This is a genomic window from Aeromicrobium sp., from assembly GCF_047607065.1.
Classification (GTDB): domain Bacteria; phylum Actinomycetota; class Actinomycetes; order Propionibacteriales; family Nocardioidaceae; genus Aeromicrobium.
Window position 1 is genome coordinate 24,439 of sequence record NZ_JASGDU010000013.1, and the last position, 13,135, is coordinate 37,573.

The following is a 13,135-nucleotide window of genomic DNA, read 5'->3' on the forward strand; positions in this document are numbered from 1 at the left end:
CCCGCGCAGTCTGGGTCCCTGAGGTGCGAGCTTGCGCGCCTCGAAGGGACCGAAGGGGACCGGACCCCGCCCGACGGCCTATAGAAGTTCCGTTACATGCCGGTAACGAATCTGTCTCCGGCGCGAACTGCGGCGACCCTAACGTCGGCAGCATGAGGGTCGATGCGGTGCGCGGGGAGCGAGTGCTGATCGACGGGGCCTTCGTTCCGGCCACGGTCACCTTCCGGCGCGGGACCATTGAGTCGATCCAGCCGCTCGACGCCGAGGTGTCCGGCTACGTGCTGGTGGCACCGGAGAGCGCCTACGTCGTTCCCGGCATCGTGGATACCCATGTCCACGTCAACGAGCCGGGCCGGACCGAATGGGAGGGCTTCGGCTCGGCCACCGAAGCGGCGGCCCTCGGCGGCGCGACGACACTCATCGACATGCCGCTCAACTCCATCCCGCCGACCACGACCGTCGCCGGGCTGGAGGTCAAACGCGCCGCGACGCGCGATCAGCTCATGGTCGACGTCGGATTCTGGGGCGGCGCGGTGCCCGGCAACCTGCCCGACCTCGAACCGCTGTGGGAGGCGGGCGTCTTCGGCTTCAAATGTTTCCTGTCGCCGTCGGGGGTCGATGAGTTTCCCCCGTTGGACGGCGAGGAGTTCCTCGCCGCGCTGCGCGAGATTGCCCGCTTCGACGGCCTGATGATCGTGCACGCCGAGGACGGCCCGACACTCGCCGCCGCGCCGGCGATGCCGACCCGCTCCTACCGGGACTTCGTGCGCTCGCGCCCCGACGATGCCGAGGTCGTCGCGATCCGCCGGGTCATCGAAGGTGCCCGCGAGACGGGCGCTCGCGTTCACATCCTGCATCTGTCGAGCGCCCGTGCTCTCGATCTCATCGCCGACGCACGGGCCGAGGGCCTGCGGCTGACGGTCGAGACCTGCCCGCACTATCTGTGCTTCGCCGCCGAGACGATTCCGCCCGCCGCGCCTCAGTTCAAGTGCTGCCCGCCGATCCGTGACACCGGGAACCGCGAGGAACTGTGGCGGGCACTCGCCGACGGCGTGATCGACACGATCGTCAGTGACCACTCGCCGGCGACCGCCGAGGAGAAGTTGCGCGGTGACGGCGACCTGCAGCAGGCGTGGGGCGGGGTCTCGGGCCTTCAGGTGGGCTTCAGCGTCATCGCGCACGAGGCACGCCGCCGCGGCATCCGGCTACAGCGGGTCTGCGAATGGATGTCGTCCAACACCGCCGACCTCGTCGGGCTGACGTCCAAGGGACGTATCGCCGTCGGCGCGGACGCCGACATCGCCCTGTACGACGCGGGTGTCGGCTTTCGCATCGAGGCGACCAGGCTGGCGCACCGTAACCCGATCTCGGCATACGACGGCCTGCACTTCGGCGGGCGCATCACCAAGACCATCGTGCGCGGCAACGCTGTCGACATCGAGCGTGTCGACCACGCTTTCGGGCGCACGCTCGTTCGTGAACAGGCGGCTTCTCATGCATGACCAGATCCATCCTCCGCACCGGTTGCTCATGGGGCCGGGGCCGATCAACGCCGACCCCCGGGTGCTGCGGGCGATGTCGGCGCCGCTGGTCGGCCAGTACGACCCGGCCATGACGGGCTACATGAACGAGACGATGGCGTTGTACCGGGAGGTGTTCCGGACGGCTAACGAGCAGACGTTCCTCGTCGACGGCACCTCGCGCGCGGGAATCGAGGCGGCCTTGGTCTCGTTGCTGGAGCCGGGCGACCGGGTACTCGTGCCGGTCTTCGGCCGCTTCGGTCACCTGCTGGCCGAGATCGCCGAACGCTGTGCCGCGGAGGTCCACACCATCGAGGTTCCGTGGGGCGAGGTGTTCGCGCCCGAGCAGATCGAGGCGGCCGTCCGCGAGATACGGCCCAAGGTCGTCGCGGTCGTGCAGGGCGACACCGCCACGACGATGTGTCAGCCGCTCGCCGACCTCGGTGACATCTGCCGCCGCTACGGCGCGCTCGTGTACTGCGATGCGACGGCCTCCCTCGGGGGCAACGACTTCCGCACCGATGCGTGGGGGATCGATGTGGTCACTGCGGGTCTGCAGAAGTGCCTGGGCGGCCCGTCGGGAACCGCGCCCATCACCCTCGGCCCGCGCGCGGTCGAGGTGATCGAGGCGCGGCGTCACGTCGAGGCCGGGATCCGTGACGACGGCGACGTGGCACGGGGGCGGCGGATCGCGTCGAACTACTTCGACCTGGCGATGATTATGGACTACTGGGGCGAGCGGCGGCTCAACCACCACACGGAGGCGACCTCCGCTCTGTACGGGGCGCGCGAGTGCGCCCGGCTTCTCGTAGCCGAGGGGCTGGACGCCGCTGTCGAGCGACACCGACTGCACGGGGCGGCGATGCTGGCCGGCGTGCAGGCACTCGGCCTGAGCGTGTTCGGCAACCTCGACCACAAGATGCACAACGTCGTCGCCGTGTGCATCCCCGAGGGCGTCGACGGCGACCGCGCCCGCGCCGGGATGCTGGAGGACTACGGCATCGAGATCGGCACCTCCTTCGGTCCGTTGCACGGCAAGGTCTGGCGGATCGGGACGATGGGCTACAACGCTCGCACCGATGCGGTGCTCGTCACCCTCGCGGTGCTGGAGCAGGTGTTGCGCGCTGCGGGGGCTTCCCCCACGCCCGGTGCCGGGGTCGGTGCGGCGCGGGAGGTGTACGCCGATGTCTGACTGGTCGGCCGCCACCGTGCTCGACCGTTGCGCCGAGCTGGACCGGTTCTCCGCGCTACCGAAGGCGCTCGAACGGGTCTACCTGTCACCGCAGCACGCTGCAGCCAATCAGGCGGTCGCCGACTGGATGCAGGGGGCGGGCCTGGCCACCTGGGTCGATGCCGCCGGTAATCAGTACGGACGCATCGAGGGGCGTGAGCCGGGCCTGCCCGCACTGCTGCTCGGTTCCCACCTCGACACCGTTACCGATGCCGGCAGTTACGACGGCATGCTCGGGGTCGTCATGGCGATTGCCGTCGCGGGCCGGCTGCGCGAACGCATGGCGACGATGCCGTTCGCCCTGGAGGTCGTCGGGTTCAGCGACGAGGAGGGCACCCGCTTCGGCAAGGCCCTGCTCGGCAGCAGCGCGGCGGCGGGCCTGTGGGACGAGGACTGGTGGGACCTGCGCGACCGCAACGGCGTCACGGTGCATCAGGCGTTCCGCGATTTCGGCCTGGACCCGCGCCGGGTTGGTGAAGCCGCCCGTCAACCGGCAGAGTTGGTCGGCTACCTGGAGGCCCACATCGAGCAGGGTCCGTATCTGGAGGCTGCCGATGCCTCCCTCGGCTATGTCACCTCCATCGCCGGTGCGCGCCGGTTCGTCTTGAGTGTCGTCGGGGAGGCTCGGCACGCCGGCGGTACGCCGTACGAGCGCCGCCGTGACGCGCTGGTCGGCGCGAGCCGTGCGGTCACGCTCATCGAGGAGCTGGCGCGGGCCGGATCGTGCATCGCGACGGTGGGGCAGATTACGGTGCGCCCCGGTGGCGTCAACGTCGTGCCGGGGCGTGCGGATTTCAGTCTCGATCTGCGGGCCGAGCACGACGAGGACCGCGATGCGCTCTGGGACGAGTACGAGCGCCGTATCGGCGAGTTGTGCGCCGCGCGGGGGCTGCGTTTCGAATGGCGGGAGTCGCATAGCGCTCCGGCGATGCCGTGTGCGCGATGGCTCAGCGACGCGGTGGTCACGGGCATCGTGGCGACCGGCGATCCGGATCCGATGGCACTGTGGAGTCGAGCCGGTCACGACGGCATGGCGATCGGCACGGTCACCGAGATCGCCATGCTCTTCCTGCGCTGCCACGACGGGATCAGTCATCATCCCGGCGAGAATGTGCGCGAGATCGACGTCGCCCGCGGGTTGGACGCCTTTGAGGCGGCGGTGATCGCCGTGGCCGAGGCGGTGGACGCATGACGCGATCACCGGGAGGCCCGCGCCGTCGTTCAGCGTTCACCGCCCGCCTGCAGAACTCCGCCATTGCGGGGGAACAGCCGCTGGTGCTCGATGACATGCGCGCGGCGATCCTGCGCGGCGATCAGCCGCCCGGGACCTCGATCCCCATCGACGCGGTGGCCGACTTCTTCGGTGTGAGTCAGATCCCGGTGCGGGAGGCGCTCAAGATCCTACTCGGCGAGGGACTGGTCGAGCACGTGCCGCATGTCGGCTACAGCGTCGCCAAACTGACCTTCGGTGAGTTCCGCGAACTGTACGAGGTGCGCCGGGCGTTAGAGGAGGCGTCGTTGCGGGCGGCGGTCGGATGTGCGACGGCCGAGGACGATGAGGCCGTGCGCCAGGCGCATGAGGATATCGCCGATGCCGCGCGTAGCGGCGACGAGCGCGCCTATCACGACGCCAGCCGGTCCTTCCATCTCGCGCTGATCGCACCTTCCCGGATGCGCCGGTTGCTGCGCATGTACGAGTCCGCCTGGAACCTCACCGAACCGGCCCGACCGATGTCGCGGCTCGACGGTTTCCACTGGGAGCAGTTCGGCCGTGACCACGAGGCGATGCTCGAGGCGTTCTGCGCCCGCGACGTCGACCGGCTGCTGGCCGAATCCGATGCTCATTACGACCATCTGCTCGAGGGCATCGAGATGCTCGCCGACGACCGCGAGAACTTCCGCGTGTAGGAGTCGCGCTGATAGGCGGATCCGGTCCCTGAGGTGCCCCGACGAAGGAGGGGCCTCGAAGGGCGAAGGGACCTCCGCCGACCAGCGGTGGTGGCTTCGAGGCTCGGCCGCAGGCGGCCTCACACCTCAGCCACCGAAAGCCCCGATCCCTGAGGTGGCGCGAGGAGCGAGCGCCCTCGAAGGACGCACCTCAGCCAGCGCTGATCGGCGCACGGTCCCCATTCCGTCGGCCGGTTCCTATAGGACTCGCGTGAACAACCTTTTACCTGCGGAAACGTTGGGTGAAACAGGTGATTCTTAGCGTTCGGGATGAACGGTACGGACGTCCATCCACCCTGAGGAGCACCCATGGCCGACAGCCACAAGGAGTTGCCCAACGACATCGTTGAGGCAGCCGGATACCCGCCCGGCGCGGGAGCCGCGAAGCGCGATTACGACCCGCGTCTGACCAACGAGGACCTGGCTCCGCTGAAGAACCAGACCTGGACCTCCTACAACATCTTCGCCTTCTGGATGTCCGATGTGCACAGTGTCGGCGGGTACGTGACCGCAGGCAGCCTGTTCATGCTCGGCCTGACGAGCTGGCAGGTGTTCCTCGCCCTCATCATCGGCATCGTCATCGTGCAGGGACTGGCCAACCTCGTCGCCAAGCCGAGCCAGTTCGCCGGCGTGCCGTATCCGGTCATCAGCCGGGTTGCGTTCGGTGTTCTCGGGGCCAACATCCCGGCCATCATCCGCGGCTGCATCGCGATTGCCTGGTACGGCGTCCAAACCTTCCTGGCGGCTGGCTCGCTGTCGATCGTGTTGATGAAGATCTGGCCGGGCCTGGCCGACATCGCCGGCAGCGACACCTCGTTCCTCGGTCTGTCGTACCTGGGCTACATCTCGTTCGCGATCTTGTGGTTCGCGCAGGCGCTGGTGTTCTGGCGGGGCATGGAGGCGATCCGTGCCTTCATCGACTTCTGCGGCCCGGCGGTCTATGTCGTCATGGTGGTGCTGTGCGGTTACATGCTCTACCGCGCCGACTTCGACATCAACATGAACCTCAGCGACCACCAGGTCTCCGGCTGGGCGGCCATCGGCGCGTTCTGCTCGGCCATCGCGCTGGTCGTGTCGTACTTCTCCGGCCCGACGCTCAACTTCGGCGACTTCTCGCGGTACGGCAAGAGCTACGAGGCGGTCAAGCGGGGCAACCTCCTGGGCCTGCCGGTCAACTTCACGCTGTTCGCCCTGCTGGTGGTGCTGACGGCCGCCGCGACGGTGCCGGTCTTCGGAGAACTCATCACCGATCCGGTACACACCGTCGAGCGGATCGACACGTGGACGGCGGTGCTGCTGGGCGGCTTGACCTTCGTCATCGCCACGGTCGGCATCAACATCGTCGCCAACTTCATCTCGCCGGCGTTCGACTTCTCCAATGTCGCGCCGCAGAAGATCAGCTGGCGTATGGGCGGCATGATCGCGGCGGTCGGCTCGGTGCTGCTGACGCCGTGGAACTGGTACGACAACGCCGATGCGATCTTCTGGACGCTGGGCTTGCTGGGTGCCTTGATCGGCCCCCTGTACGGCATCCTCATCGCCGACTACTACCTGGTCCGCAACCAGGAGGTCGTCGTGGACGACATGTTCACCCTCGACGAGGACGGCGAGTACCACTACGTCAAGGGCTACAACCCGGCTGCGGTGTACACGGTGATCGCGGCGGGCGTCGTATCGATTCTGTCGGTCGTGATCCCGAAGCTGACCGGATGGCTGCCGTCGTTGCCGGACTACAGCTTCTTTGTCGGCGCCATCGGTTCGGGCCTGGTGTACCTGGCCCTCGCGCGGGTCTTCGACGTGGCCGGTTACGGCGCGGCCAAGGCCGAAGCGAGCCGCTGACCGCCATGACCACGATCCGCGTCATCAACCCGAATACGACGGTGTCGATGACGGCCGCTATCGGGGCCTGCGCCGCTGCCGTCGCAGGCCCCGAGGCGGTGGTCGAGGCGGTCAGCCCGGTCGCCGGGCCGGTGTCCCTGGAGTCGCAGGTGGACGACGCCCTCGCGGTTCCGGGGATGCTGGCCCGGGTCGCCGAGGGGGAGGCCGCCGGGGTCGACGGCTATGTCATCGCCTGCTTCGGCGATCCGGGCCTGGCGGCGGCGCGCGAACTGGCCGCCGGGCCGGTCGTCGGGATCGCCGAGGCTGCCATGCGCACGGCGGCCTACCTCGGCCGCCGGTTCAGCATCGTCACGACGCTGGCGCGCACGGTGCCGCACATCGAGGAGCTGGCGGTCTCCTACGGCTTGGAACGGCAGTGCGCGGGGGTGCATGCTTCGGGTATCGCGGTGGTGGATCTGGAGACCGATCCGCTGGCGCGCGAGAAGATCGCGGAGTTCGCCGAGGCCGCGCTCGTGGCGGACCGTTCCGACGTGATCGTGCTGGGCTGTGCGGGCATGACGGAGTTCACCGCCTGGCTGGCCGAGCGCCTCGGCGTCCCGGTGGTCGACGGGGTGGCCGCGGCGACGGCGACGGTCGCCGGACTGCTTCGGCAGGGGTTGCGGACCTCCAAGCGGGGCGAGTTCGCGGTGCCGGGGGCGAAGCCCTTCACGGGCACCCTCGCCGCCATCGAACCCCGAGCACTCCTCGCCCGCTGAGGGGTGGGTGTGCGTCAGCGGTAGTTGACGAACTGGACGGCGAAGTCGAGGTCGGCGGCCTTGACCAGCGCGATGACCTCCTGCAGGTCGTCGCGCTTCTTGCCCGAGACGCGCAGCTCGTCGCCCTGGATCTGCACCTTGACGCCCTTGGGACCCTCGTCGCGGATCAGCTTGGAGACTTTCTTGGCCTGCTCGGAGCTGATGCCGTCGCTGAAGGTGCCGTTGATCTTGACGTCCTTGCCGCTCTGGCGCGGCTCGCCGGCATCGAGGGATTTGAGGCTGATGCCGCGCTTGATGAGCTTCTCCTTGAACACCTCCAGCACCGCGAGCGCGCGCTCGTCGGCGTTGGCGGTGATCTCGAAGCCGTTCTCACCCTTCCACTCGATAGCCGCGCCGGTGTTCTTGAAGTCGTAGCGCTGCGAGATCTCCTTGGCCGCCTGGTTCAGCGCGTTGTCGGCTTCCTGGCGGTCGAACTTGCTGACGATGTCGAACGACGAATCGGCCATGTGTGCTTCTCCTGCGTACGCGGTCTGGTTTCGGCCAGCCTAACGGCGTGCGGTAGTCTTGCTCACCGTCGCCCGCGCGCGGGCGGCACGCGAGGCAGGTTGCCCGAGCGGCCAAAGGGAGCTGACTGTAAATCAGCCGTCACTGACTTCAGAGGTTCGAATCCTCTACCTGCCACCGCACGCCAATGGCCCCCCAGCGTTCTCTGCTGGGGGGCCATTGGCGTGCATCGAGCCGAGCGGATTCGGGGAGGAGCGAGCGCCAGCGAGCGACGGAGTCCTCTACCTGCCCGGTTCTTGAGCCGAGCGGATTCGGGGAGGAGCGCCCTTCGAGGCTCGCAAGCTCGCACCTCAGGATCCGCAGCGAGCGATGGAGTCCTCTACCTGCCTGGTTCTTGCGCGGACGGGTCCGCCCGCGCGCACCACTACGCTGGCATCGTGGCTTCCCTCTACGACCCGTTGTTCCGGCATGTCTTCGCCCGCATGGACCCGGAGGCCGCCCACGAGCAGGCGTTCCGTGCGATCCGCCTCGGCGGCCGGGCGGTCCGGCCCCTTGCGCGGGTGCCGGAGTCGCCGCGCACGGTCATGGGGGTGCGTTTCCCGCACGCCTTCGGCCTGGCGGCGGGCTTCGACAAGAACGCCAAGGCCGTCCCCGGCTTGCTGGCCCTGGGCTTCGGTCACGTCGAGATCGGCACGGTGACCGCGCGGGCGCAGCCGGGCAACCCCCGCCCGCGCCTGGTGCGATTGGTCGAGGACCGGGCCGTCGTCAACCGGATGGGCTTCAACAACGACGGTGCCGCCGCCGTCGCGGCCCGGCTGCACCGCCTGCGCCGCACGCGCGCGGGCCGAGACGCGGTGATCGGCGTCAACATCGGCAAGACCAAGGCGGTGCCCGCCGAGCAGGCGGTGGCCGACTATGTCGAGAGCGCCCGCCTGCTGGTGCCGTACGCGAGCTATCTCGTCGTCAACGTGTCCAGCCCGAACACGCCGGGGCTGCGCGACCTGCAGGCCACCGCGCAGCTGGCGCCGATCCTGACGGCGGTGCGCGAGGTGACCGAGGCCAACCACGGCGGCCGCGTGCCGCTGGTGGTCAAGATCGCGCCGGACCTGGCCGATGCCGACATCGACGCGGTCGCCGACCTGGCCCTCGCTCTCGGCCTGGACGGCATCAGCGCCACGAACACCACCATCGCCCGGCCGGACACGCTCCGGACACCGCGCGGCGAGGTCGAGGCCGCCGGGGCGGGGGGCCTGTCCGGCCCGATCCTGGTGACCCGAGCCAGCGAGGTTCTGACCCGGCTACGCGCTCGTGTGGGCGAGCGCCTGGCGCTCATCGGCGTCGGCGGCGTGACCACGCCCGAGGACGTCCGCGCGCGGCTCGATGCGGGTGCCGACCTGGTCCAGGGCTACACCGGATTCATCTACGAAGGCCCCGCCTGGCCGGCCCGCCTGGCCCGCGCCGCCGGGTGAGCGAGGGGTCGATTTTCGTTCTGGCCCGAGTGCCTGTATGGTTGGGCGTCGGCTTGCCCCTTTAGCTCAGTCGGCAGAGCGTTTCCATGGTAAGGAAAAGGTCTACGGTTCGATTCCGTAAAGGGGCTCTGGATTGCGGTGAAGACCGCGAATCCCTGTCGCGAGGTGACTCGCGAAGCCGGCGGGGTAGCTCAGTTGGTCAGAGCGCACGACTCATAATCGTGAGGTCGCGGGTTCGAGCCCCGCCTCCGCTACCGAGATCATCAGCACGAACTTGATTCACCACCGACGATTCACCAAGAACTGAGGCACTCCCGTGGCCAGCAAGAGCTCCGATGTCCGCCCCAAGATCACCCTTGCCTGCACCGAGTGCAAGGAGCGGAACTACATCACCAAGAAGAACCGTCGCAACGACCCCGAACGGCTCGATGTGAAGAAGTTCTGCCCGCGCTGCAACAGCCATCAGGTTCACCGCGAGACGCGCTGACGCCTCGCCTTCGACGGCCCCTACCCGCATGACGGGTGGGGGCCGTCGGCGTTGCCGGCCGGTAGAGTCGCGGCCATGATGCGGCTCTCGGAGGTGACGACACTGCGCCTTGGCGGCCCGGCTCGCGAGGTAGTCGAGGCGACCACGACGCAGGAGTTGATCGAGGCGGTCAGCCAGGCCGACGCCTCAGGGATCTCTGTGCTTCTGGTCGCCGGGGGTAGCAATCTGGTTGTCGCCGACGAGGGCTTCGACGGCCGGGTGGTGCTGGTACGCACCCGTGGTGTCGAGGTCGACCAGGACGCCTGTAGCGGCGCGACGGTCACGGTGGCTGCGGGGGAGCCGTGGGACGGCTTCGTGGCCCGCGCGGTCGAGGACGAGTGGATCGGTGTCGAGGCGCTCTCGGGCATTCCCGGGTCGGTGGGCGCGACGCCGATCCAGAACGTCGGTGCCTACGGCCAGGATGTCGCGCAGACCCTCGTGCGGTTGCGCACCTGGGACCGAATCGACGGCGCGGTGCGCACCCTGACGGCCGATCAGTGCGACTTCGGGTATCGCTCCAGCCGTTTCAAGACCGCCGAGCCGGGCCGTCACGTGGTGCTCGACGTGACCTTCCAGTTCCGTCTCGGCTCGCTCGGTGCCCCGGTGGCCTACGCCGAGCTGGCGCGCAGCCTCGGCGTGGAGCCGGGAGAGCGGGTGCCGTCGGCGCGGGTCCGTGAGGCGGTGCTGGCGCTGCGCCGTGGCAAGGGCATGGTGCTCGATGCCGCCGATCACGACACCTGGAGCGCCGGATCGTTCTTCACCAATCCGATCCTGAGTGCCGAGCAGGCCGCTCGGCTGCCCGATGACGCGCCGCAGTTCCCCGGTGCTGACGGTTCGACGGTCAAGACCAGTGCCGCGTGGCTCATCAGCCACGCCGGATTCGACCGTGGCCACGGCGGCGCGCACGGGCCGGTTGGGTTGTCGACCAAGCATGCGCTCGCGCTGACCAATCGGGGCGGTGCGACGACCGGCGAACTGCTGAGCCTGGCCCGCGAGGTGCGCGACGGCGTGGCTGCGCGCTACGGGGTCGTCCTCGAACCCGAGCCGGTGCTCATCGGCTGCGCCCTTTAGCTGCGGCACCTCAGGGACCGGTCAGCCGATCCAGTTCAGCAGCATCGAGACGGAGTCGTAGTAGTAGTCGTCGGTGGACTCGTCGACCACGATTGCGAGCACGATGAAGCCGATGAGAGCCAACACGCCGAGGATCAGCAGGACCGTGCCGATGATGCCGGTGACCATGCCGGTCTGCGCCTCGCTGCGCCCGCGCAACTGCCCTCCGGAGGCGTCGATCTCTTTGACGGCCTTGGCACCCATGATCCAGGCGACCGGTGACAAGAACAGCAACAGACCGCACAAGATGGCGGCACTGGCCAGGCCGATGATGCCGAGGATCATCGAGGTCTGGGCCTGCGGCTGCATCGGCACCAGCGGGCCGGCTGGCGGGGGGAACATCGGCTGGGGCGCGGCACCGTAGGGCGGCTGTTGGGGCGCGCCGTAGGGGTTCTGCGGAGGCGGAGTCGGCTGTCCTTGAGGTGCTGCGGCACCGTAGGGGGGCTGCGGCTGGTACGGCGCTTCGGGCCGGTACGGATCCGTGGGGGGCTGCTGTCCGGGGTCACTCATAGCCACGAGCATGCCATGAACGGGGCCGCTCAGTACGGTGACGGGGTCAGCATCGCTACCCACATGAGGGTGATGACGACCACAGCGAAGATCGTCAGCATCGCCAGCAGGGCCGATCCGACCATGCCGAGCACCATCGCGGTCCGGGCTGATCCGGCTCCGCGCCACCGTCCCGGCTCGCGCTCGGCGAGGCGGCTGGCCTTCGCGCCCAGGTACCAGGCCAGCGGTGCCACCGCGAGCGGCACGACCAGGACCAGCCCGCCCGCGAGCGCGACGATGCCCAGCACGAGCGCGGTCGTCGCGCCGGGAAGCTGGGGTGGCAGCGGGGCCACCGGCCACGGATAACCCCACGGCACCGGGGCCGCCGGCGTCGCGGGATACCGGGGGTATAGGGGCGGGGGAACGTCGCTCATCGCGCCCAGCCTCCCACATCGGAGGCGGCCCAGGAACCCACGTCGGCCAGGGCCGTGTCGACGAGATCACGCGGGGCCAGCGAGGCCCGCCACGAGCCTGCGGCGAGGTCGGCCAGCTCACCGTCGGAGAAGTCCTGGGCGGCGCGCAGCAAGGCGTACTGTCCGGCGAGTCGGGTGCCGAACAGCAGGGGGTCATCGGCCCCGAGGGCGACCGTCGCCCCTGCGTCGAGGAGGTCGCGCACGGGGACCTCCTCGACGGTCGCATACACGCCGAGGGCGACGTTGGAGGCGGGGCACACCTCCAGGGCGACGCCGTCGCGCACGATGCGCTCCAGTAGGCGCGGGTCCTCGGCGGCCCGTACGCCGTGGCCGAGCCGCTGGGGATGCAGATGGTCCAGGCAGGCGGTGACGTGTTCCGGGCCGCGCAGCTCGCCGCCGTGCGGCATGGCCGCCAGGCCCGCCTCGGCCGCGATGCGGAAGGCCGGGGCGAAATCCTCGGTGTCGCCCCGGCGCTCGTCGTTGGACAGCCCGAATCCGACGACGCCGCGGCCGGCGTACTGGGCGGCGAGCCGCGCGAGGGTGCGGGCGTCGAGCGGGTGGCGGGTGCGGTTGGCCGCGATGACGACGCCCATGCGCAGCCCCGTGCGTGCCTCGGCCTCGCGCACGGCATCGAGCACGAGGTCGGTGAAGGCGGTGATGCCGCCGAACAGGGCACCGTAGCCGGAGGGGTCCACCTGGATCTCGGTCCAGCGTGCTCCGTCGGCGGCATCGTCCTCAGCGGCCTCGCGCACCAGCCGACGTACGTCGGCTTCGGTGCGCAGGACCGCGCGGGCGGTGTCGTAGAGCCGTTGGAAGCGGAACCACCCTTTCTCGTCGGCACCGCTCAGCGTCGGCGGCCAGTCCTCGTGCAGTGCAGGCGGCAGGTCGATGCCGTGGGCCTGGGCCAAGTCGAGCAGGGTCGCGTGACGCATCGAGCCGGTGAAATGCAGGTGCAGGTGTGCCTTCGGCAGGGTGTCAAGCGGCCGCATCGCCCCATCCTGGCCCATCGGGGTCCACCCTCAACGACCGGGAAGCCGCCCGGTCCCTGAGGTGCGTAGGCCGCCTGCGGCCAGAGCCTCGAAGGGACCCGCTGCCACCCACCGCGAGGGTTGCGTCGTTTCGAGGCTCGCTCGTTTCTCGCTCACACCTCAACGACCCGAAGCCACTTGGTCCCTGAGGTGCGTAGGCCGCCTGCGGCCGGAGCCTCGAAGGGACCCGCTGCCACCCACCGCGAGGGTTGCGTCGTTTCGAGGCTCGCTCGTTTCTCGCTCA

Annotated in this window: 13 protein-coding genes and 3 tRNA genes; 12 read left to right on the forward strand and 4 right to left on the reverse strand. The window is 69.3% G+C overall.

Translation table 11 applies throughout. The features are described 5' to 3' along the window. The first annotated feature begins 152 nt into the window (after positions 1–152). The 6 genes from allB to QM597_RS01885 all read left to right on the forward strand — a co-directional run bounded on the left by allB (position 153) and on the right by QM597_RS01885 (position 7,292). The gene (allB, locus tag QM597_RS01860; RefSeq protein WP_415003176.1) at positions 153–1,502 is read left to right on the forward strand and encodes an allantoinase AllB; all 1,350 of its coding nucleotides are present in this window, start codon (positions 153–155) and stop codon (positions 1,500–1,502) included. After that, positions 1,495–2,712, forward strand: coding sequence for a pyridoxal-phosphate-dependent aminotransferase family protein (locus QM597_RS01865; protein WP_415003177.1), 1,218 nt, complete (start codon positions 1,495–1,497; stop codon positions 2,710–2,712). Before allB ends, QM597_RS01865 begins: the two co-directional genes overlap by 8 nt. Continuing rightward, positions 2,705–3,943 (forward strand): allantoate amidohydrolase, encoded by a 1,239-nt coding sequence (locus QM597_RS01870; protein ID WP_415003178.1) that lies wholly within the window; start codon positions 2,705–2,707, stop codon positions 3,941–3,943. The genes QM597_RS01865 and QM597_RS01870 overlap by 8 nt, the downstream gene beginning before the upstream one ends. Continuing rightward, on the forward strand, positions 3,940–4,659 hold the full coding sequence (locus QM597_RS01875; protein ID WP_415003179.1) for a GntR family transcriptional regulator: 720 nt from the start codon (positions 3,940–3,942) through the stop codon (positions 4,657–4,659). Before QM597_RS01870 ends, QM597_RS01875 begins: the two co-directional genes overlap by 4 nt. A 348-nt stretch (positions 4,660–5,007) precedes the next feature. After that, positions 5,008–6,537 (forward strand): NCS1 family nucleobase:cation symporter-1, encoded by a 1,530-nt coding sequence (locus QM597_RS01880; RefSeq protein ID WP_415003180.1) that lies wholly within the window; start codon positions 5,008–5,010, stop codon positions 6,535–6,537. A 5-nt stretch (positions 6,538–6,542) separates the two neighbouring features. Further along, a complete protein-coding gene (locus QM597_RS01885) occupies positions 6,543–7,292 on the forward strand; it encodes an aspartate/glutamate racemase family protein (RefSeq protein WP_415003181.1) in 750 nt (249 codons plus the stop codon). 14 nt (positions 7,293–7,306) lie between these two features. On the opposite strand, the gene QM597_RS01890 is transcribed toward QM597_RS01885, so the two are convergent. Next, positions 7,307–7,798, reverse strand: a complete 492-nt coding sequence (locus QM597_RS01890; RefSeq protein ID WP_415003182.1) for a YajQ family cyclic di-GMP-binding protein — start codon at positions 7,796–7,798, stop codon at positions 7,307–7,309. Positions 7,799–7,891: 93 nt separating this feature from the next. Between QM597_RS01890 and QM597_RS01895 the strand changes: the two genes are divergently transcribed. The 6 genes from QM597_RS01895 to QM597_RS01920 all read left to right on the forward strand — a co-directional run bounded on the left by QM597_RS01895 (position 7,892) and on the right by QM597_RS01920 (position 10,862). Next, a tRNA-Tyr gene (locus QM597_RS01895) sits at positions 7,892–7,973 on the forward strand. A gap of 260 nt (positions 7,974–8,233) precedes the next feature. Beyond that, positions 8,234–9,265 (forward strand): quinone-dependent dihydroorotate dehydrogenase, encoded by a 1,032-nt coding sequence (locus QM597_RS01900; RefSeq protein WP_415003183.1) that lies wholly within the window; start codon positions 8,234–8,236, stop codon positions 9,263–9,265. 55 nt (positions 9,266–9,320) lie between these two features. Beyond that, positions 9,321–9,393 (forward strand) — tRNA-Thr (locus QM597_RS01905). 52 nt (positions 9,394–9,445) lie between these two features. Then, positions 9,446–9,519 (forward strand) — tRNA-Met (locus tag QM597_RS01910). A 62-nt stretch (positions 9,520–9,581) separates the two neighbouring features. Continuing rightward, on the forward strand, positions 9,582–9,752 hold the full coding sequence (gene rpmG / locus QM597_RS01915) for a 50S ribosomal protein L33 (protein ID WP_415003184.1): 171 nt from the start codon (positions 9,582–9,584) through the stop codon (positions 9,750–9,752). Between the two features lie 75 nt (positions 9,753–9,827). After that, positions 9,828–10,862 (forward strand): UDP-N-acetylmuramate dehydrogenase, encoded by a 1,035-nt coding sequence (locus QM597_RS01920; RefSeq protein WP_415003185.1) that lies wholly within the window; start codon positions 9,828–9,830, stop codon positions 10,860–10,862. Between the two features lie 21 nt (positions 10,863–10,883). Here the strand turns inward: QM597_RS01920 and QM597_RS01925 are convergent, their stop codons facing one another. Genes QM597_RS01925 through QM597_RS01935 form a run of 3 tightly spaced genes read right to left on the reverse strand, consistent with a single transcriptional unit; the run spans position 10,884 to position 12,852 of the window. Next, positions 10,884–11,411, reverse strand: a complete 528-nt coding sequence (locus tag QM597_RS01925; protein ID WP_415003186.1) for a DUF4190 domain-containing protein — start codon at positions 11,409–11,411, stop codon at positions 10,884–10,886. A gap of 29 nt (positions 11,412–11,440) precedes the next feature. Further along, entirely contained in the window at positions 11,441–11,824 is a 384-nt protein-coding gene (locus tag QM597_RS01930) for a hypothetical protein (RefSeq protein WP_415003187.1), read from the reverse strand. Continuing rightward, entirely contained in the window at positions 11,821–12,852 is a 1,032-nt protein-coding gene (locus QM597_RS01935; protein WP_415003188.1) for an adenosine deaminase, read from the reverse strand. The genes QM597_RS01930 and QM597_RS01935 overlap by 4 nt, the downstream gene beginning before the upstream one ends. Between the last annotated feature and the right edge of the window lie 283 nt (positions 12,853–13,135).

Excerpts from the sequence above, each read along its gene's own strand:
- allB (WP_415003176.1), top strand. The coding sequence starts at position 153 with ATGAGGGTCGATGCGGTGCGCGGGGAGCGAGTGCTGATCGACGGGGCC.
- QM597_RS01865 (WP_415003177.1), top strand. The coding sequence starts at position 1,495 with ATGCATGACCAGATCCATCCTCCGCACCGGTTGCTCATGGGGCCGGGG.
- QM597_RS01870 (WP_415003178.1), top strand. The coding sequence starts at position 2,705 with ATGTCTGACTGGTCGGCCGCCACCGTGCTCGACCGTTGCGCCGAGCTG.
- QM597_RS01875 (WP_415003179.1), top strand. The coding sequence starts at position 3,940 with ATGACGCGATCACCGGGAGGCCCGCGCCGTCGTTCAGCGTTCACCGCC.
- QM597_RS01880 (WP_415003180.1), top strand. The coding sequence starts at position 5,008 with ATGGCCGACAGCCACAAGGAGTTGCCCAACGACATCGTTGAGGCAGCC.
- QM597_RS01885 (WP_415003181.1), top strand. The coding sequence starts at position 6,543 with ATGACCACGATCCGCGTCATCAACCCGAATACGACGGTGTCGATGACG.
- QM597_RS01890 (WP_415003182.1), bottom strand. The coding sequence starts at position 7,798 with ATGGCCGATTCGTCGTTCGACATCGTCAGCAAGTTCGACCGCCAGGAA.
- QM597_RS01920 (WP_415003185.1), top strand. The coding sequence starts at position 9,828 with ATGATGCGGCTCTCGGAGGTGACGACACTGCGCCTTGGCGGCCCGGCT.
- QM597_RS01925 (WP_415003186.1), bottom strand. The coding sequence starts at position 11,411 with ATGAGTGACCCCGGACAGCAGCCCCCCACGGATCCGTACCGGCCCGAA.
- QM597_RS01930 (WP_415003187.1), bottom strand. The coding sequence starts at position 11,824 with ATGAGCGACGTTCCCCCGCCCCTATACCCCCGGTATCCCGCGACGCCG.
- QM597_RS01935 (WP_415003188.1), bottom strand. The coding sequence starts at position 12,852 with ATGCGGCCGCTTGACACCCTGCCGAAGGCACACCTGCACCTGCATTTC.